The sequence below is a fragment of the Pseudomonas sp. E1MeOHC2 genome, assembly GCF_058745025.1.
This window is the reverse complement of the sequence record NZ_CP196675.1, coordinates 890057-908248: the sequence shown is the minus strand read 5'-3', so window position 1 is coordinate 908248 and position 18192 is coordinate 890057. Positions and strand designations below refer to the sequence as shown.

The window sequence follows — 18192 nt, the reverse complement described above, 5'->3', positions numbered from 1 at the left end:
GCCAGTCGCGGGCACGGTCGTGCGTGGTAGCCAGCAGCCGGCCATGATCAGTCACTACCCCCCACCTGTCAGTGGCGTTGTAGGCGGCGTAGCTCCGCCTCTTTGCGTGGTCGTGCTGGGCTGATCGGCTTTTGGCCGCTTCTCACCGCACGCGCAACCTACTGAACACGGTCGGCTACTTCCCTCGCTGAAGCTCACGCCCTCCGTTCGGCTCATTCGCCCGAAAGGTGGCAATACATGTCTGTCATTTGCAAAGCATCCGTGGCCTCGGCGGCCACCACCAGCCTGTTCGTCCTGCTGTGGAGCAGCGGGGCAATCGTCTCCAAACTGGGCCTGGCGCACGCCAGCCCGTTCGCTTTTCTGTTGTTACGCTCGGCGCTGGCACTCGCTGGCTTGTTGATGATCGGCCCGTTGCTGGGCCTGCGCTGGCCGCGCAGCCGTGGGGCGATTTTGCGCGCGCTGGGCACCGGCTGCGTGTTGCTGGGGGCCTACCAGATCTTCTATCTGCTGGCGCTCAATACCCACGTCACCCCCGGCGTCATGGCCACGGTGATGGGGGTGCAACCGATCCTCACCGTGGTACTGATGGAGCGTCAGCGTTCCTGGAGCCGGCTGTTCGGCCTGGGGCTGGGCCTTGCCGGCCTGGTGATGGTGGTCTATCAAAGCATCAACCTGGGTGGGGTATCCCTGGTCGGCATGCTGTTTGCGCTGCTGGCGCTGGGTAGCATGACCTTTGGCTCCATCCTGCAAAAGCGCATCACCGACAACCCCATGGGCACCTTGCCGCTGCAGTACCTGGCCGGGTTTGCCCTGTGCGCGCTGTTCGCACCCTTGCAGCCGCTGCAGGTGCAGTGGACCGGTGGTTTTGTCGGTGCGCTGTTGTGGATGGGGCTGGTGGTGTCGCTGCTTGCGACCCTGCTGCTGTATCGGCTGATCGCCAAGGGCAATCTGGTCAATGTCACCAGCCTGTTTTACCTGGTGCCAGCGGTGACCGCGGTGATGGACTTCCTGATCTTCGGTAACCGTTTGGCACCGCTGAGCCTGCTGGGGATGGGGCTGATCGTGGTGGGCTTGCTGTTCGTGTTCCGCAAGCCGGCTGCACGGTTGGCTGAGGCGTAAGCCTTAGCGGGGCTTATCTAGCGAAACTCTTCGGGGATGGTGTGCCGCAGCACGCCTTCCTCGAAGTCCAGCAGGTCGGCTTCGCGCTGGGTCAGCAGGTAATAGAGCAAGGTGTCGAGCGCGCGTTGCGAGGGGACTTCGACAGCGAGCATCTTCACCGCCTGTTCGGCTTCGCAATTGCAGCCAAAATCCTGCAGGGCCGCGTGCACTTGGTCGAGGGTTTCCGGTGGTTTGACGATGACCCGGAACACCGAGCGGCCGCCGCTGATGCGCAAGGCGTCGAACCAGGTTTCGCCGGCTTCATCGCGCGTGCCAATGACGTCTCCCGGCGCAATGCCGTAAACATAAAACGGAATGCTGTCGACCTCGTAACCGCCTTCTACTGCCTTGGCCCACAGGCCCTCGACCGAGGCGGGCGGGTAACCGTCCGCACCCTGTTCCAGGCGGAACAACACCTTTTTGTATGCTGCGTTCATCGTGTGCTCCGCTTCATGTGCGTGCCGGGCGCAGCACCAGCCACAGTGCGGCGCCAATCAGCAGCCCGCCGTAGAGGTGCGCCATCGACAGCGGCTCATCCAGCAACCACGCACCCCACAATACGCCAAATACCGGGATCAGGAAGGTCACGGTACTGGCCTTGACCGGGCCGATTTCTTCGAGCAGACGGAAGTACAGGATGTAAGCGAATGCGGTGCACAGCAGGCCCAGCCCCAGCAGCGACAGCCATACCTGCCAACCGCCCCAGCTGGCAGGTGGCTGGGTCAGCGCGCTCCAGGTGAACAGCGGGGTCAGCAACAGCGTGGCGCCGAGCATGCTGCCCAGGGCCGAGAGGCGGCTGTCCAGGCCGCTGACCCAGCGGCGGGCGAGGAAACCGGCGAAACCATAACAGGTAGTGGCCGCCAGGCAGGCGAGGGCGCCTTGCAGCAGGGCCATGTCCAGTGCAACGGGGCCGGCGCCGCTGAGGATGCCGACGCCGAACAGGCCAAGGAAGATGCCGCTGAGCTTGGGTAGGGTCATCGGTTCGCGGAAGAACAGCACGCCGATCAGTACACCCATCAGCGGTGTGGTGGCGTTGAAGATCGCCGAGTAGCCGGCTGGCAGTACTTGTGCCGCCACGGAGTAGAAGGTCGCCGGGATGCCCGAGTTGATCATGCCCAACACCAGGCAGGCGCCGAGTTTGCCCTGGAAGTCCCAGCGTACTCGGGCAACAGCGAGGATGGCGACCAGGCCCAGGCAGGCGATCGACACACGGAAGAACGCGGTCGGCACGGTGCCAAGTTCCGGGGCGATGATGCGCATGAACAGGAAGCTCGCCCCCCAGACAGCGGCAAGGGTCAGCAGGCGGGCTAGGGCAATGGGGGTCACAACGGTCTCCGGGTTCTGGGCAGGGCGCGAGTTTACGCCAGGGGGGAGTGGGTTTCTTGTGCTTTCTTGCGGTGTGAATCTAGGCGGGCGCTGGACCGGCTAAGCTGTAGCTCTCACCCTGCACCGAGATGCCCTGCATGTCCCAGCACTGGCCTGCCAGCGAAATCGCCCAGATGATCCTCGATGGCTTCGATGACTACCGTGAACACTTTCGGCGCATCACCCTTGGCGCCCGTGAGCGCTTCGAGCAGGCGCGCTGGCAGGACATCCAGCGCGCAGCCGCGGCGCGCATCAACCTCTACGAAGAAAAGGTGGCCGAGGCCAACGGCCGGCTCCGGCAAAGCTTTGCCGATGAGGTGCTGCTGGACGTGGAGCAGTGGCCACTGGTCAAGAGCGCCTACATCCGCCTGATCGACCCACGGCTCGACGACGAGCTGTCCGAGACTTGGTACAACTCGCTGTTCTGCAGCCTGTTCAGCCATGACCAGATCAGCGACGGCTGCATGTTCATCCACACCACTCGGCCGTCCATGCGCAGCCACGAGCGCGCCGCGCAAACCCGCACCTACCCGCTTGAAGAGGGGCTTAAGGGCCTGCTGCGGGCGATCTTCGCCGACTACCGATTCGATGTGCCCTATGGCGACCTTGAGGGCGACCTGACGCGCCTGGAAGAACAACTGCGCGAATGCCTGCCGAACTGGGTGTGCAAGGACCCGGCCCTGTCGGTCGAGCTGTTTTCGCCGGTGTTGTACCGCAACAAGGGCGCCTACCTGGTCGGCCGCCTGTACACCCCCGACGAGCAGTGGCCGCTGGTGATCCCCTTGCTGCACCGCGAGGACCATGGCATCGAGGCCGATGCACTGATCACCGACGAGGCCGAGGTGTCGATCATCTTCTCCTTCACCCGTTCCTATTTCATGGTCGATGTGCCGGTGCCGGCGGAATTCGTCAACTTCCTCAAGCGCATTCTGCCGGGCAAGCACATTGCCGAGTTGTACACCTCGATCGGTTTCTACAAGCATGGCAAGTCGGAGTTTTACCGGGCGTTGATCAACCACCTGGCCAGCAGCGACGACCGCTTCATCATGGCGCCGGGGGTGCGCGGGATGGTCATGAGCGTGTTCACGCTGCCGGGTTTCAATACCGTGTTCAAGATCATCAAGGACCGGTTCTCACCCTCGAAGACCGTCGACCGCGCCACGGTGATCGACAAATACCGCCTGGTAAAAAGCGTGGACCGGGTAGGGCGCATGGCCGATACCCAGGAGTTCGCCGATTTTCGTTTTCCGCGCAGCAAGTTCGAGCCGGAGTGCCTGGCCGAGTTGCTGGAGGTGGCGCCGTCCACGGTCGCCCTGGAAGGCGACACGGTGCTGATCCGCCACTGCTGGACCGAGCGGCGCATGACACCTCTCAACTTGTATCTGGAGCATGCCAGTGAAGGCCAGGTGCTCGAAGCGCTGGAGGATTACGGCCTGGCCATCAAGCAACTGGCGGCGGCGAACATTTTCCCCGGCGACATGTTGCTGAAAAACTTCGGTGTCACCCGTCATGGCCGGGTGGTGTTCTATGACTACGACGAAATCTGCTACCTGACCGAGGTGAACTTCCGCCACATACCACCGCCGCGCTACCCGGAAGACGAAATGTCGGGCGAGCCGTGGTACTCGATCGGGCCGCACGACGTGTTCCCTGAAGAGTTTCCGCCGTTTCTGTTTGCCGATATGGGCCAGCGGCGTTTGTTCAGCCGCTTGCATGGGGAGTTGTATGACGCGGATTACTGGAAAGGTGTGCAGGCAACGATCCGCGACGGGAAGGTGATTGATGTGTTCCCGTATCGGCGCAAGGGGCGGTGACCCCGCGCAGTACCCCCCGGCATTCAGCCCTTCAGGCACTTCAACTCACTGAAATCGGTGCGCACCTTGCTCAACCGCGCCTGCAGCAGTTGGCGCTGCTCCGGCGTGCTCAACTGCATCAGGTCCACCAGCAACCTGCGCGCCTGTTGCTCGCTGTTCTGATACGCGATGCGGTACTCCGGCGTCCACAGGCTCTCCTTGCGCTGCAGCAACTGCGCCAGGCGCGGTTCGAAGCTGGCATCGCTGCGCTGGTTCATCGCTAACACCAGCTGTTGCTGCCAGTGGGCACGGTTGCTGATCCACTGGCGGTTCTGGTCACCCAGCGCCTGTGACCAGGTCATCACGCGCAGCCGTTGCGCCGCATTGAGCTCACCCAGCCAGGGCGTGAGGCGTTTTTCCATGCGCTCGGCGCGGCGGGCAATCTGCTTGGGCAACGGTGTATCGACATACTGCTTCTGCCGTTCGCTGATATCGTCGCGAAACGCCTCGCGCATTTCTGCCACTTGGGCGTCGCTCATGCCGCGTAGCAATTCGGTGGCGGAAGGGGTGATTTCTTCGGCGACCCGACCAATCGCCTCGCGCGCTTCGCGGGTGCGTTGCCGCAACGCCTGGTCGGTGACCTGGTCCTCGGCGACCATGGTCCGCACCCGGTCCAGCCAGTCGAGGTAGCTGGGCAGCTGGGTTTTGCAATGCCAGGCCAGGTGCTGCTTGAGGCGCTCGTCGAGCAGTACTTTCTGGTCGCGGTTCATGTCCAGGTAGTCGCCCAGCGACCACGGCACCAGGCGGTCGAGGTTGCGGTAGGCCAGGTCGATGCGGCTGCACGCCACCAAGGCCAGGGCGAACGCGACGCAGAGGAGCAGGGGCTTGAACAGGCGTGAGGGCATGTGCTGATCCTTGCTGTGGCTGGCCAGTCGGTAGACGTAAGGTTAGCCGGACGGTTCCGCTGCATGGCTTCACAAGTCAGTGTTTCCTTCCATCGGCAATGCCACTATTATTGCGACTAATTCTTATCTGCATCTTTACAAGGATGATTGGGTGTATAAGGTCCCGCCTGCACGGCACGATGACATGCATTGCCTGTATCGCGACCACAGCGGCTGGTTGCAAGGCTGGTTGCGCCGGCGCCTGGGTGACCGGGAACGGGCGGCGGACCTGACCCATGACACCTTCGTGCGCCTGATCGCGAGCACCGTTGCCCACCCGCTTCGTGAACCACGTCATTTTCTGGCAACAGTCGCCAAGCGGGTGATGGTCGACCACTTGCGTCGCCGCTCGTTGGAGCAGGCGTATCTGCAAGCCTTGGCGCTTGAACCGGAGCTGCTGGCGGCATCCCCGGAAGAACGGGTGGTTCTGCTGGAAACCTTGTTGCAGCTCGATGCCATGCTGGACGGGCTCAACCACAAGGTTCGCCAGGCCCTGTTCCTTTCTCATCTCGAAGGCTTGAGCTATGCCGAAATCGCCGTGCGTTTGGGCGTTTCTGTCAGTTCGGTGACCAAATACATAGCCAAGGCCACCGAGCAGTGCCTGCTGTTCGCGCTGGATGCCGAGTTGTGAACGCGACCCGCCAGCGCCAGGCGCTGCGTGACGCGGCGCAGTGGCACGCACGCTTGAGTGCCGGGGTGGATTACCCTGCGACGTACCGGCATTGGCAGCAATGGCACCAGGACGATGCTATCCATCAGTGGGCCTGGCAACGCCTCGAAGCGTTTCATACCGAACTGCGCAAAATGCCTGCAGCGGTCGCCCAGCGCACCTTGGCGGTGGGGCCGGTGTTGCCAGGGCGGCGTGCGGTGCTCAAGGGCCTGGTAGTGGGGCTGGGTGTGTCCGGGCTGGCCTGGACGGGCTACCGGCAATCGCCCCTGTGGCTGGCCGACGTACGTACCGCCACCGGTGAGCGGCGTGAAGTGCTGCTGGACGATGGCACCCAGCTCACGCTCAACACTGACAGTGCCGTGGACATCCGTTATGACCACCAGCAACGCCTGATCATCCTGCGTGCCGGCCAGATCATGGTGACGACGGCCAAGGACCCCCGTCCGCTCCGCGTGCGCAGCCAGCAGGGCGAAATGCGCGCGCTGGGCACCCGCTTTGCCGTGCAGCAACGGGATGGGCAGACCGAGCTGGAGGTGTTCGAACATGCGGTGGCCGTGCGCAATCGGGCAGGCGCCGAGCCGCTACGGGTGGAGGCGGGCATGTGCCTGCGCTTCGGTTCAGGCCCGCTGCCGCCTGCACAGCCGCTCGACCCCAACCGAGCCGAATGGGTCAATGGCCGCCTGGTGATCGACAACTGGCCGCTGGGCCGGGTATTGGACGAATTGCAACGCTATCGCCCTGGCTTCATCGACTGTGCGAAGGACGTGGCTCAGTTACGTGTTTCGGGGGCTTTCCCCTTGGACGATACCTCGCGAGCGCTTGAAGCGATTGCCCAGGCGTTACCTGTGCGCATTGAGACGCGCACGCGTTTCTGGGTACGGGTGCGGTCTCTGGGCTGATTTTTTGATAAATATTTCTCGTTTGCATTGTCGGTTTTCTCGTCTCGCTCGACCCCTCCTGCAAACCGCCACGACAGGCATTTGAAGGAGCTCTCTATGCTGCGCCGCGATACCCACCACGCCTATCCCAGAAAACCTCTAGTTATTGCCATGTTTAGCGCGGCGCTGCTGATACAAGCTTGGGTGGTTCAGCCGCTGGGCCCCGCTGGGCAAGCCCGTGCCGCAGAGGCTACACGCAGCTACTCGATTGCAGGCGGGCCACTGGGCGCGGTGCTAAGTCGATTCGCCAGCGATGCCGGGGTGGTGCTGTCGTTCGAGGCCGAACTGACACAGGGCAAACAGAGTCCAGGTTTGCAGGGTGCGTTCAGCGTCGAGCAAGGATTTGCCCGGTTGCTGGCGGGGAGTGACTTGCAGGTAATGACCGCCAGCAATGGCAATTACCTGCTGTTGCCACGCGCTTCAGACGGAGCACTGGAACTGGGTGCGACCAGCATCAATGCGATGGGATTGGGCGCTACCACGGAGGGGACGGGGTCCTACACGACGGGGGCGACCAGTACGGCGACGAAGATGAATCTTTCGATTCGAGAGACGCCCCAGACGATTAGCGTTATTACTCGCCAACGCATAGAGGACCAGCAGCTCAACAGTATCACCAGCGTATTGAACCAGACACCGGGTGTGACCATGACCCAGGATGGCGGGCGGCGTTACAACATCTATTCGCGTGGTTCGGCAATCGATACCTATCAGGTAGACGGTGTCACGACCACTCAGGTTAACGAAACCCGCACCATGCCCAGCACATTGCTGGACACCGTCATATACGACCATATCGAGGTTGTACGAGGCGCCACGGGACTGATGACGGGGGCAGGTAGCCCCAGCGGTGTAGTCAACCTGATCCGTAAACGTCCCACCCGTGAGTTTCAGGCGCATGTGCAGCAAAGCGTTGGCTCTTGGGATACCTACCGTAGCGAAGTGGATGTTGCGGGTCCGTTGACAGAGGGTGGAACACTGCGCGGACGTTTCGTGGCGGCCCATGAGGAAAGCGACAGCTTCAGGGATTGGTACAAAGAGGACAAAGATACGCTGTACGGTGTGCTTGAAACCGACCTCAGCGATGTAACCCTGTTGCGTTTCGGTGTGGATTATCACGTGCTGAAAAATCAGGGCTCACCCGAAGTGCCGCTGTTGTTTACCAATGGCAGGCCTACCCACTTTTCCCGTTCGACCAGTAGCGGCGCGCGCTGGATGTTCGACAACTACGAGATCAAGAATTACTTCGTCAACCTGGAGCGTGCGCTCGCTAACGATTGGGCATTCAAAGTGGCGGCCAACTACCAGGACACGGAGCGCGACAACTACTCCGGCTCCGGGTTGTCATCAACCAACAGTGCTTATCTGAACCAAGAGACGGGCGAAATGAGGCTCAGTACCTATCGAGCGATCACGCGGCAAAACCAGACAGGTGTGGATGTGACGCTGGATGGCCCGTTCCAGCTGGGGGGGCGAACGCATCAGCTCATCGTTGGCTATAACTTTCAAAACTACAACAACCACATGGATGGCTACGAGACCCACTACCCCACCGTTAATTTCTTCACGTGGGGCAATGTCATAGAGCGGCCTGTAAGACGTGGGGCGCCGGAGGACATTTTCAGCATCGAAACGCGTCAGCGTGGCAGCTATGCCGCCGTGCGCCTGAATGTCATGGATAACCTGAACATCATCCTCGGCGCGCGCGCTTCCGACTACGACTATGACTATTTCTACGGTGCGGTCAACGGTGACTGGGGGCGTACTTCCTCCATGAAGAAGCATGGCGAGGTCACACCCTATGCCGGTATCACCTATGACATCACGCCAGAACAAACCCTTTACGCTAGCTACACCGACATCTTCAAACCCCAAACGGCTGTTGATCGCAATGGCAAGTTGTTGGACCCCGAGATTGGCAGCAACTACGAAATGGGCTGGAAAGGCGAATTTTTTGGCGGACGGCTCACTGCCAATGCCGCCATTTACTTGATCCAGAAAGAAAACCTGGCAGTGCGAGACGGCACAGTAGCGGGTAGTGCCTCTCAAGCCGCATACAAAGCTGAAACCGGAGAGACCCAAGGTATCGACCTGGAAATCAGCGGTGAAATACTGCCGAATTGGAATGCCCAAGCCAGTTACAGCTACTCGCGCACCGAAAACCCGGAGGGTGATCGATTGCTGACGCAGTTGCCGATGGACTCCTTGCGTCTGTGGAATACCTACCGACTTACAGGTGACTGGGACAGGTTGACGGTAGGGGGCGGTGTGACGTGGAACTCCGGGATCTCCCTTTATTATCCGCAACCCTATAACAGCAAGATTAGCCAGGGCGATTACACGGTGGTCAGCCTGATGGCGCGCTATCAAATCACTCCAACACTCGCGACCACCGTGAATGTGAACAACCTGTTTGACGAGAAATACTACTCAGGCATCGGAGGCAGTGTGGGCCATTACGGTGATCCGCGGAACGCATCGGTCAATCTGCGCTACGATTTCTGACCTCTGACCTCGGCGCCTGATAGAGGTATAAAGGGGGCAACCGTCCGGAAGCTTTGACACCATGGGTTGTCTATCCGGAGAATAGCCCCCTTGTCTTGAGGATCATCAGAAATGGCTCTGCTTGGGCGTTACAACAGTTTGCAAATCGTTAAACACGTGGAATTCGGCCTCTACCTGGACGGCGGCGCCGATGGCGAGATCCTGCTGCCCGGGCGCTACATCCCGAAGAACGCCGAGACCGAGGTGGACGATTGGTTGAACGTGTTCATCTACCTGGACAGCGAAGACCAGCTGATTGCCACCACCGAAAAGCCCAAGGTGCAGGTCGGTGAGTTCGCCAGCCTCAAGGTCAAGGACATCAATGGCGCCGGCATTTTCCTGGACTGGGGCCTGCCCAAAGACTTGCTGATGCCTTATTCGGAAGAGTTGCAGCCGTTGAAGATCGGCGACTACTGCGTGGTGCATGCCTACCTCGACAAGCGTACCCGCCGCATCACCGCGACGGCGCGCCTGGATCGTTACCTGGACCGCACCCCGGCCGATTACCAGGTCGGCCAACCGGTCGAACTGCTGGTGGCTGGCGAGACGCCGATGGGCTTCAAGGCGATCATCAACAACCGCCACTGGGGCCTGATCCACAAGAACGAGGTGTTCAAGTTCTTGCGTTCAGGGATGCACGAGAAGGGCTTCATCAAGGAAATTCGCCACGACGGCAAAATCGCCCTGAGCCTGCAACCGGTTGGCGCGGCCCTGGCGGACAGCCTGCAGGAGCAGATCATGGCGCGCCTGGACGCCGAAGGCGGTTTGCTGCCGGTGTGCGACAAGAGCGACCCGGCAGTGATCAGCAAGCTGTTCAACGTCAGCAAGGGCAACTTCAAGAAGGCCATTGGCGCGTTGTTCAAGCAAGGCCGCATCGTCATCCATGACGATCGCATCGAGCGGGTCTGATCAGGCCTGCACGAAAGTGCGGAAGTCCAGCTGCTCGCCGCCTGGGCGGGTGTCGCGCAGCAGCGAGTCGCGGTCTGCGCTCAGGGCCAGGCTGATGGTCGAGCGGCGCTTGCCGGGTTTGCGCACTTCCATTTGCTCCAGGTGAGCTTTGAGGAAGTTGGTTGGCACTTTCAGGTGCTGCAGCTCATCGGTCTCTGGGGTATGCAGCAGCAGGTTGACCCAGTCGGGCTGGCCTTTGCCCAACAGCGCGACCGGCACCTCGAACCACCACAGGTTGCGTTTGGGGTCGAGGATGGCGAACAGGGTGTTGCTGCTGGTCAGTACAGGCCGGGCCAGTGCTTCGTTGCGCCGGGCGATGGCGGCGGGTTTGTCGAGTTTCATGCAGGTTCCTGCGGGTTGACGCTTGATAAGGCCTGCATTGTGAGGGGTGGCGGTTAGCGGGGCAAGGTTTGCCATGCGCTTTGCCTGGGCCGGCCTCTTCGCGGGCTTGCCCCGCGAAGAGGCCATTTGCCTCAGCGTCTAACCGGCAGGCTCAACTCGGAAGTCGCCCCATCGGCTGTGGTCACCGTCGCAGTAAAGCTGTTTAACCCACCGATATTCTCCAGCAGGTGGGCAAACCGCGCCTGCCCCTTGGCATCGCTGGCCACCAGCACGTCCCCGAGATACTGCTCCGCCTCGCTGCCCGCAGCCTGCGCATTGCCGAACAGTTCAATGCGCAACAGGCTCGACGCCGGCCCCTGCACTTCACCGCGAATCACATTCCCCTCAAGTGCAATCAGCCGAGGCGCCTGCTGGTTGTGGTTGGGCAGCGGTTGGCAAGGCTTGGGCTCGCCCTTGGCATCGCAGATGATCGCCTGGTCCTTCTTCGCCAGCTCCGCCCCCACCCCGCGCGACCCTACATACAAAGCATGCGCCTGCGCCGGCACGCCAAAGACGATGGCACCGGTGCGTTGATCCGGCACGCAGGAGCCGCCGGCCTCGCAGCGGCGGATGTCCTGGCTGTTACTCCAAATGCGGTTGGCGCTCAGGCGCGTGGCGGTGATGGTCGGTTCTGGGCGCAAGGCCACGCCAATGCGGTTGCCGTGGATCAGGTTGCCGTCGAGCATGTTGCCCTCACCGGTGACGCTGACGCCGATCGAGTTGCCGCTGAAGGTGTTGGCGCCCAGGTAGTTGCGGTTGCCCCAGTTGATCTGCAGCCCGTCCGAGTAGTTTTCGAAGCGGTTGCGCACCACCGTGTTGTCGTTGCCCAGCAGAATCTCGATGCCTTGGGACGGTTCGGGGTTGGCCGCGGTGGAGCGGAACAGGTTGTCGGCTACCAGGTTGAAGGCCGCGCCACGAGTCAGCTCCAGGCCGTCGCCGTTGTCGATCAGCTGGTTGCGCAGCACTTTGTTGTTGATCGTGGTGGTTGCCGTCGGGTTGCCGGCGCCATCGTCGCCGGTGAGCATGATGCCGGCGCCACCCTTGTTGGCGATGACGCGGTTGTCTTCGATGACGTTGCCGCTGGCGCGGTTGACCAGGATGCCGATGCAGAAGTTGCGCACTTCCAGGCCGCTCAGGTGTACGCCTTGGGTGTCGCGCAGCACCAGGCCCGGGTGGGTGGTGGTGCGCACGTTAGTGCCGAACTGGCCGGGCAGGGCGCCGGGGCAGGTATGTACACCCTGGTCCTTGATGTAACCCGAGCCGTCGATGGCGATGTACTGGCCGTCGCGGGCCCATGGCAGGCCGGCGATGCGCACAGGGCCTTTGATTTCAGGCAGCGCATGCGTTGGGCGAATGACATAGGGCGCCTGGCCGACCGCAGCGATCTCGATGCGGTAGTGGCCGGGGTTCTGGTTGCTGGTCTCGATCGCCCAGCGCAGGGTGCCGGGCTGGCCATCGTCGGCATAGCGGTCGACGCGCAGGGCTTCGGTTACGGCCGGCGAGGCGGCGAGGGCAGGCAGGGGGAGCAGTGGCAGCAAGGCCACGAGCACAGGCATCAAACGCATGGGGGCAGGGTTTCCGATAAGTCGTTGTTTTTATTGCAGGCGGTCGTATGCGGGGGATTCTAGAGCAGGCAGCCCGTGCTGCGCAGGCAGTTGCCAGGGATTTGGTGCGGTATTCGCCCGCAGATTGGCCGCTCGGCTTGATCGAGGCAAATTGATTGAAACTCCTGCGAAAGGCCTTGGGTCCACAGACTGTCGACACGGTTCACGTGTCTCCATTTGCAGGAGTTTTGCCATGAGCGGTACTAAAGACAAAGCCAAAGGCTTGGCCAACGAAGCAATCGGTAACGTGAAACAAGGCGTCGGCAAAGTGACCGACAATGAAAAGCTCAAGGCCGAAGGTAAGGCCCAAGAACTCAAGGGCGAAGCTCAGCAGATCAAGGGCAATGTGAAGGACGCTGTGAAGAAGCCTTGATGTTGTCAGGTGTTGCCCGGTAGGAGCAGCACATAGCTGTTCCTGCCGGGATTGCGTTTAACGTAGGCATTTTCTTTTAAACCCTCGGGAGCAGCACAGCAACGGCGTGGTCTATTAGACTTGTCTGTTGTATCGATCGAGCGGCGAAAGGAGACGCTATGATTTTTCCCGCCCTGCAGGGCCTGCCCTTGCACCGCGTGCTGGTGCGCACCGTCCAGGAATTCCTCGACGACGAGATGTCCACCTATGCGTCAGCGCTGGCCTACCAGATGCTGTTTTCGCTGTTCCCCTTCCTGTTGTTCCTGATTGCCCTGATCGGTTTTCTGCATCTGCCGGATTTCTTTTCCTGGTTGCGCCTGCAGTCGGAACTGGTGCTGCCGCCCCAGGCTCTGGAACAGGTGAACCCGGTGATCGACCAGTTGCAACAGTCCAAGGGTGGGCTGTTGTCGGTGGGTATCGTGATTGCCCTATGGACCGCCTCGGCCGGCGTGCGGCTGATGATGAGTGCCATGAACGCGGCCTATGACGTGCCCGAAGGCCGCCCGGTCTGGAAGCGCATACCGCTGTCCATCTTCTACACCGTGGGCATCGCCGTCATGCTGCTGGCTGCTGCGGCGCTGATGGTGCTGGGGCCGCAGGTGATGGAATGGATTGCCGCCCAGGTCGGCATGCAGGAAGTGATCGTCACGGTGTGGACCATCCTGCGCTGGCCGGCGATCATCATCCTGATGATGGTGGCGGTGGCATTGATCTACTACGTGATGCCCGATGTGAAACAGAAGTTTCGCTTCATCACCCCAGGCTCTGTATTGGCCGTGGTGGTGTGGATTGTCGCTTCCCTGGGTTTTGCCTACTACGTGAAAACCTTTGCCGATTACAACGCCATGTATGGCAGCATCGGTGCGATCATCGTGCTGTTGCTGTATTTCTACATTTCCGCTGCGGTGCTGTTGCTCGGCGCCGAAATGAACGCGGTGATCGAGCACATGTCGGCCGAGGGCAAGAACCCTGGCGAAAAGGATTTCGAGGGCGATAAACCCAAGGAAACCATCACTGTGCTCGGCCATGAACACCCGGTCGAGCCGCACACCACCGAGCCAAATCCCAGATGATCCGTGACATTCTCAAGATGGGCGATGAACGCCTGCTGCGCATCGCCCCGCCCGTGCCCCAGCAGATGATCGGCAGCGCCGAGCTGCAGCAGTTGATCGACGACATGTTCGAGACCATGCGCCATGTTGGGGGTGTGGGCCTGGCTGCACCGCAGATCGGTATCGACCTGCAACTGGTCATCTTCGGCTTCGAGCGCAGCGAGCGTTACCCGGATGCCGAACCGGTGCCGCAGACCATCCTGCTCAACCCGTTGATCACGCCGATGTCCACCGAGGTCGAGGACGGCTGGGAGGGCTGCCTGTCGGTGCCCGGCTTGCGCGGCGTGGTGCCGCGTTACAAGCACATCCGCTATGAGGGCCTCGACCTTCAAGGCAACCCGATCAATCGCTTTGCTGATGGCTTCCATGCACGGGTGGTGCAGCACGAGTGCGACCACCTGATCGGCCGGCTGTACCCCTCGCGCATCCAGGACTTCGCCAAGTTCGGTTACACCGAGGTGCTGTTCCCCGGGCTGGATGCCAGCGACGACTGACCGCGCGCCAGAGCCACCAGCCGCTTGCTGCGTTGGTAGCGCTGCAAGCGGGCAGCCAGGGGTTGGGGTAGCGTGACGGCCGTATCGAAGCCAAGGCGCTGGTAGAAGGGCACAAGGTCGGGGTGGCAGAACAGCCAGGTCGGCCCAGTGACCTGCGCCAGTGCGGCGTCGACCAGCCGCCCAGCCACACCCTGGCCGCGCCGTTGCGGGTCGACGAACAGCCCGGTCAGCCAGTAGCCATCGCCCACCGCGGCCACGCTCAACCCCGCAATGATGCCGCTGGCACGCGCAACCCACAGTTCACCGTCACAGGCTGAGCGCATGCGTGAACCGTGCTGGCGGTAGAAGTGATCGAGCAGGCGACGCTCAGGGGCAAGCAGCCTTGAGCAATACAGATATTCAGAAATTACGCATATCCCTTGTTTAAACGGCCAAGACGGGCAGGTACATGCCAAAAGCTCTACCCCAACATGTCCAAGCCATTATGTCGCAGATTGTTGCAAATCCGGCAAGGGTGAATATCCGACTTCGGGGTTCAACTATTGCCAACCGGGAGTAGACTTTTATTCATCCCACCAGCAGTACGACGAAGCGGGATCGGTACTTCGTGTCATCTTTGCAGTCGATGACAACTTCTCCGCGCCAGTGACGGCATTAGAAGTCAATCGATCAGCTTGATTGCGTTATAGGCAAACCCACATGAAACCATTACTGATTCTTGCATTGGTCGGTATGTCCTCGTTCGCCCTCGCCGATGAGGCCAAACCTGTCTCCAACGAGCCTGTGGCCCAGCAGTACGACTACTCCATGAACCTGGATATCAAACGGGTCATCAACCTGTCGACCATCCCCAATGTTTGCGAAGTGGTGCCAGCGACCATGACCTATGAAGACCACCAGGGCCAGGTGCACACCATTCAGTACCGCGCCATGGGCGAGGGTTGCCAGCAGGGTTGATGAGTCAACGCCAGCCCCCTCTTCGCGCCAAGCCGTCGTGAAGAGGGGGCTGCCGGCCACTCTCGGGCTCATCGGCTGGACAGTACCTGCCGCACCACCTCCAACCCTCGTTTCAGTTCAGCTCGGCTTGCCGCCGCTGACAGGCTAATACGTACGGCCTGCACCTCGGTCGCGCCAATGGCGAAGACACTGGCAGGGACGACTTCCACCCCCAGTTCGCGACACTGCTTTACCACCCCCTCGGCCCCCTGCGATGTGGCCAACCACGCGTGGGGTGAAGGCTGGCCTGTGTGGTGCAGCCCATCACCCAGCAACTTTCGCGCGAGGCGCCAACGCTCGGCAATTTCCGTACGCTGCCAGGCCAGCCGCAGCGCTGCGGTGCCGTCCTCGATCCACTGGCAGGCGATATGCAGGTTCAGCGGTGACACCGGCCAGTGGCTGGCCTGGGCGTGCGGGTCGACCTGTGCAAGCACCTGTGGGCTGGCCACGATCCACCCCAATCGCAAACCTGCCGCCACCGTCTTCGACAGGCTACTGATCAGAACCCCTCGCTCGCCCAGTAGCGGGTAGAGCGGCGGCCGGTCGCTGAGCGCGCCATACACGTCGTCCTCGATCACCAGCAGCCCCAGGCGTTTGACTACCGCAGCGAGCGCTTCGCGGCGCGCGTCATCCATGCAGGCGCCGGTAGGGTTGTGCAGGGTAGGCGTGGTCACCAGCACGCGGGCACCACTGGCGCGGGCGACGCGGTCAAGGTCGTCGGGCCGTAGGCCTTGGCTGTCCAGGGCCACGCCATGCACGGGTAGGCGCAGCTGCCGGCAGGCCGCCTTGATGCCTGGGGCGGTCAGCGCTTCGAGCATGACCGGCTCACCGGCCTGGCAGAACGACTGCAGCACCAAGGTCAGTGCCTGCTGAGCGCCGCCACTGAGCAACAGCTGCTCTGCAGACAGGGCCAAACCGCGATTGGCCAACCACTGTGCGCCGTGAATGCGGCCCAGCAGCAGCTGCTCGGGCCCCAGGTAGTGATCCAGCAGGCCGCTATCGCGGCGTTCCAGCAAGCTGCGCAGGCTGTCGTGCAAATCCTGATTGTGCGGGTCGGCCACCGGTACGTTGGTCGACAGGTCGATCAGCGGCTGTTGCCCATCGTGGTGCTTGAGGCGAAACAGGGTCGCTTCCTTGCTGCCTGCCAGCACATAAGTGCCGCGGCCGACTTCGCCTGCCACCAGATGGCGAGCGGCCGCTTCACGGTAGGCCTGCTGGGTGGTGCTGGGGTTCAGGCCGAGCTTCCAGGCCAGGCGCCGCTGGGGCGGCAGGCGGTCACCGACCTTGAGTTCGCCGCGTTCGATGGCGTTGGCGATGGCATCGACCAAGGCCAGGTAGCGGGGTTGCTCATCATCCACAAGCGCTGGGATCCACACGAAATTGCTACCCATGCAATATAAGGTTGTACCCATACAATGCCCGGGGTTTAGGATCGGATCAACCACCTACCGAAAAGGGATGATCGCCATGTTCGACCTGAAAGCCCTGCGCGAAGCCGCCGATTTCGTTCACCAGCATGTGCCTGCAACACCTCAGCACGCCTGGCCTTTGCTGGCTGAGCGGCTGGGCTGCCAGGTGTGGGTGAAACATGAAAACCATGCGCCCACCGGGGCATTCAAGGTGCGGGGTGGGCTGGTCTACGTGCGCTCGCTGCTGGCGGCTGGCGAGCCGCCCCGTGGCCTGGTCACCGCGACGCGCGGCAATCACGGCCAAAGCATGGCACTGGCCACACGCCAGGCGGGCATACCCTTGGTGATCGTCGTGCCTGAAGGCAATTCCACCGAGAAGAACGCCGCCATGCGCGCACTGGGTGCCGAACTGGTGGAGCACGGTGTCGACTTTGACGTGGCCCGCGAGGAGGCCGCCCGGCTGGCTGACGAATTGGGCTATGCGATGGTGCCGTCGTTTCACCCGGAACTGGTGCGCGGGGTAGCCACGTATGCCTTGGAGCTGTTCGAGGCGGTGGCTGACCTGGACTGTGTCTACGTGCCTATCGGCATGGGGTCGGGCATTTGCGGGCTGATCCAGGCCCGCAACCTGCTGGGGCTGAAGACCGAGATCGTGGGGGTTGTGTCCAGCGCCGCCGATGCCTATGCGCAAAGCTTCGAGCGAGGCCGTATCGTCACCACCGCCACTGCCGACACCTTCGCCGATGGCATGGCCTGCCGGGTACCGCACCCGGAGGCGTTCGCCCTGGTATGCGAGCATGCCGCGCGCATCGTGCGCGTCACCGACGACGAAGTTGCCGAGGCCATGCGGGTGTACCACGAGGCCACGCACAACACCGCCGAAGGTGCTGGGGCGGCAGCGCTGGCGGCGTTGATGCAGGAGCGCGAGCGGCAAGTGGGCAGGCGGGTGGCTGTAGTGCTGAGTGGGGCGAACGTGGATCGGGCGCGTTATGCGCAAGTGCTGGCGGGCGATGAAAAATCCTGAATGAATATCGAGGAACAAGTGCTATCTTAATTTGATAGCACTTGGCAGGAGTCAGCCTATGAGTTGCATGCGCTACAAGGGCTATGCCGCCCGAATCGAATACGATGAGCGTGACGACATTTTCGTGGGTCGCGTGCTTGGCATGCGCGACATCATCAGCTTTCACGCAAGCTCCGTTCCTGAGCTGCATGAAGCCTTCCGCGAAGCGCTCGAGGACTATCTGGCCGACTGTGCGGAGCAGGGCATCACCCCCGAAAAGCCGGCGTCGGGCAAGGTCATGTTGCGTATCCGGCCAGAAGTCCACGCGGCTGCCAGCATTGCGGCCCGTGCTGCCGGCAAAAGCCTGAACCAATGGGCGGATGAGGTGTTCGAGCAGGCAGCCTTTGCCTGATCGAACACT

At 61.8% G+C, this 18192-nt stretch carries 19 protein-coding genes; 12 read left to right on the top strand and 7 right to left on the bottom strand.

The genetic code is table 11. The features are described from left to right. Nucleotides 1–237 precede the first annotated feature (237 nt). On the top strand, nt 238–1119 hold the full coding sequence (locus ACSSU5_RS04055; RefSeq protein ID WP_264312054.1) for a DMT family transporter: 882 nt from the start codon (nt 238–240) through the stop codon (nt 1117–1119). Between the two features lie 17 nt (nt 1120–1136). Here the strand turns inward: ACSSU5_RS04055 and ACSSU5_RS04050 are convergent, their stop codons facing one another. Together ACSSU5_RS04050 and ACSSU5_RS04045 are read right to left on the bottom strand one after the other, a co-directional pair. After that, entirely contained in the window at nt 1137–1595 is a 459-nt protein-coding gene (locus ACSSU5_RS04050; protein ID WP_492560652.1) for a DUF4265 domain-containing protein, read from the bottom strand. Between the two features lie 13 nt (nt 1596–1608). Beyond that, entirely contained in the window at nt 1609–2484 is an 876-nt protein-coding gene (locus tag ACSSU5_RS04045; RefSeq protein ID WP_264312056.1) for a DMT family transporter, read from the bottom strand. A 137-nt stretch (nt 2485–2621) separates the two neighbouring features. Between ACSSU5_RS04045 and aceK the strand changes: the two genes are divergently transcribed. Then, entirely contained in the window at nt 2622–4337 is a 1716-nt protein-coding gene (gene aceK, locus ACSSU5_RS04040; RefSeq protein ID WP_492560651.1) for a bifunctional isocitrate dehydrogenase kinase/phosphatase, read from the top strand. Nucleotides 4338–4360: 23 nt separating this feature from the next. Here the strand turns inward: aceK and ACSSU5_RS04035 are convergent, their stop codons facing one another. Continuing rightward, nucleotides 4361–5221: a DUF6279 family lipoprotein gene (locus tag ACSSU5_RS04035; RefSeq protein WP_492560650.1), complete on the bottom strand. Its 861-nt coding sequence runs from the start codon at nt 5219–5221 to the stop codon at nt 4361–4363. 151 nt (nt 5222–5372) lie between these two features. On the opposite strand from ACSSU5_RS04035, the gene ACSSU5_RS04030 reads away from it, so the two are divergent. The 4 genes from ACSSU5_RS04030 (at nt 5373) to ACSSU5_RS04015 (ending at nt 10321) form a co-directional block, all read left to right on the top strand. Beyond that, nucleotides 5373–5891 carry a sigma-70 family RNA polymerase sigma factor gene (locus ACSSU5_RS04030; protein WP_492560649.1) on the top strand — a complete coding sequence of 173 codons (519 nt, stop codon included), beginning with the start codon at nt 5373–5375 and terminating at the stop codon, nt 5889–5891. Beyond that, nucleotides 5888–6829, top strand: coding sequence for a FecR domain-containing protein (locus ACSSU5_RS04025; protein WP_492560648.1), 942 nt, complete (start codon nt 5888–5890; stop codon nt 6827–6829). The genes ACSSU5_RS04030 and ACSSU5_RS04025 overlap by 4 nt, the downstream gene beginning before the upstream one ends. Nucleotides 6830–6925: 96 nt before the next feature. After that, nucleotides 6926–9373, top strand: a complete 2448-nt coding sequence (locus tag ACSSU5_RS04020) for a TonB-dependent siderophore receptor (RefSeq protein WP_492560647.1) — start codon at nt 6926–6928, stop codon at nt 9371–9373. Between the two features lie 111 nt (nt 9374–9484). Further along, the gene (locus ACSSU5_RS04015) at nt 9485–10321 is read left to right on the top strand and encodes a CvfB family protein (RefSeq protein ID WP_492560646.1); all 837 of its coding nucleotides are present in this window, start codon (nt 9485–9487) and stop codon (nt 10319–10321) included. On the opposite strand, the gene ACSSU5_RS04010 is transcribed toward ACSSU5_RS04015, so the two are convergent. Together ACSSU5_RS04010 and ACSSU5_RS04005 are read right to left on the bottom strand one after the other, a co-directional pair. Next, the gene (locus tag ACSSU5_RS04010) at nt 10322–10702 is read right to left on the bottom strand and encodes a hypothetical protein (RefSeq protein ID WP_264312060.1); all 381 of its coding nucleotides are present in this window, start codon (nt 10700–10702) and stop codon (nt 10322–10324) included. Nucleotides 10703–10833: 131 nt separating this feature from the next. After that, a complete protein-coding gene (locus tag ACSSU5_RS04005; RefSeq protein ID WP_264312061.1) occupies nt 10834–12306 on the bottom strand; it encodes a right-handed parallel beta-helix repeat-containing protein in 1473 nt (490 codons plus the stop codon). 232 nt (nt 12307–12538) lie between these two features. Between ACSSU5_RS04005 and ACSSU5_RS04000 the strand changes: the two genes are divergently transcribed. The 3 genes from ACSSU5_RS04000 (at nt 12539) to def (ending at nt 14363) form a co-directional block, all read left to right on the top strand. Further along, entirely contained in the window at nt 12539–12718 is a 180-nt protein-coding gene (locus tag ACSSU5_RS04000) for a CsbD family protein (protein ID WP_027593166.1), read from the top strand. Between the two features lie 158 nt (nt 12719–12876). Then, complete coding sequence (locus ACSSU5_RS03995) at nt 12877–13830, top strand: YihY/virulence factor BrkB family protein (protein ID WP_492560645.1); 954 nt, start codon at nt 12877–12879, stop codon at nt 13828–13830. Further along, nucleotides 13827–14363, top strand: coding sequence for a peptide deformylase (def, locus tag ACSSU5_RS03990; RefSeq protein ID WP_492560644.1), 537 nt, complete (start codon nt 13827–13829; stop codon nt 14361–14363). The genes ACSSU5_RS03995 and def overlap by 4 nt, the downstream gene beginning before the upstream one ends. Here the strand turns inward: def and ACSSU5_RS03985 are convergent. Further along, entirely contained in the window at nt 14318–14686 is a 369-nt protein-coding gene (locus ACSSU5_RS03985; RefSeq protein WP_492560643.1) for a GNAT family N-acetyltransferase, read from the bottom strand. The two genes, def and ACSSU5_RS03985, sit on opposite strands and share 46 nt — an antisense overlap. Before the next feature lie 376 nt (nt 14687–15062). Between ACSSU5_RS03985 and ACSSU5_RS03980 the strand changes: the two genes are divergently transcribed. Then, nucleotides 15063–15320: a DUF2790 domain-containing protein gene (locus tag ACSSU5_RS03980; RefSeq protein WP_264312065.1), complete on the top strand. Its 258-nt coding sequence runs from the start codon at nt 15063–15065 to the stop codon at nt 15318–15320. Nucleotides 15321–15388: 68 nt separating this feature from the next. On the opposite strand, the gene ACSSU5_RS03975 is transcribed toward ACSSU5_RS03980, so the two are convergent. Further along, a complete protein-coding gene (locus tag ACSSU5_RS03975) occupies nt 15389–16735 on the bottom strand; it encodes an aminotransferase-like domain-containing protein (protein ID WP_492561300.1) in 1347 nt (448 codons plus the stop codon). Nucleotides 16736–16826: 91 nt separating this feature from the next. Between ACSSU5_RS03975 and ACSSU5_RS03970 the strand changes: the two genes are divergently transcribed. Both ACSSU5_RS03970 and ACSSU5_RS03965 read left to right on the top strand, forming a co-directional pair. Beyond that, nucleotides 16827–17792: a threonine dehydratase gene (locus tag ACSSU5_RS03970; RefSeq protein WP_492560642.1), complete on the top strand. Its 966-nt coding sequence runs from the start codon at nt 16827–16829 to the stop codon at nt 17790–17792. A 58-nt stretch (nt 17793–17850) separates the two neighbouring features. Further along, nucleotides 17851–18183, top strand: coding sequence for a type II toxin-antitoxin system HicB family antitoxin (locus ACSSU5_RS03965; protein ID WP_008098794.1), 333 nt, complete (start codon nt 17851–17853; stop codon nt 18181–18183). Nucleotides 18184–18192 lie beyond the last annotated feature (9 nt).

Coding starts and splice junctions, on each gene's coding strand:
- ACSSU5_RS04055 (WP_264312054.1), top strand. CDS start 238: ATGTCTGTCATTTGCAAAGCATCCGTGGCCTCGGCGGCCACCACCAGC.
- ACSSU5_RS04050 (WP_492560652.1), bottom strand. CDS start 1,595: ATGAACGCAGCATACAAAAAGGTGTTGTTCCGCCTGGAACAGGGTGCG.
- aceK (WP_492560651.1), top strand. CDS start 2,622: ATGTCCCAGCACTGGCCTGCCAGCGAAATCGCCCAGATGATCCTCGAT.
- ACSSU5_RS04035 (WP_492560650.1), bottom strand. CDS start 5,221: ATGCCCTCACGCCTGTTCAAGCCCCTGCTCCTCTGCGTCGCGTTCGCC.
- ACSSU5_RS04020 (WP_492560647.1), top strand. CDS start 6,926: ATGCTGCGCCGCGATACCCACCACGCCTATCCCAGAAAACCTCTAGTT.
- ACSSU5_RS04015 (WP_492560646.1), top strand. CDS start 9,485: ATGGCTCTGCTTGGGCGTTACAACAGTTTGCAAATCGTTAAACACGTG.
- ACSSU5_RS04010 (WP_264312060.1), bottom strand. CDS start 10,702: ATGAAACTCGACAAACCCGCCGCCATCGCCCGGCGCAACGAAGCACTG.
- ACSSU5_RS04005 (WP_264312061.1), bottom strand. CDS start 12,306: ATGCGTTTGATGCCTGTGCTCGTGGCCTTGCTGCCACTGCTCCCCCTG.
- ACSSU5_RS04000 (WP_027593166.1), top strand. CDS start 12,539: ATGAGCGGTACTAAAGACAAAGCCAAAGGCTTGGCCAACGAAGCAATC.
- ACSSU5_RS03995 (WP_492560645.1), top strand. CDS start 12,877: ATGATTTTTCCCGCCCTGCAGGGCCTGCCCTTGCACCGCGTGCTGGTG.
- def (WP_492560644.1), top strand. CDS start 13,827: ATGATCCGTGACATTCTCAAGATGGGCGATGAACGCCTGCTGCGCATC.
- ACSSU5_RS03985 (WP_492560643.1), bottom strand. CDS start 14,686: ATGCGCTCAGCCTGTGACGGTGAACTGTGGGTTGCGCGTGCCAGCGGC.
- ACSSU5_RS03980 (WP_264312065.1), top strand. CDS start 15,063: ATGAAACCATTACTGATTCTTGCATTGGTCGGTATGTCCTCGTTCGCC.
- ACSSU5_RS03970 (WP_492560642.1), top strand. CDS start 16,827: ATGTTCGACCTGAAAGCCCTGCGCGAAGCCGCCGATTTCGTTCACCAG.
- ACSSU5_RS03965 (WP_008098794.1), top strand. CDS start 17,851: ATGAGTTGCATGCGCTACAAGGGCTATGCCGCCCGAATCGAATACGAT.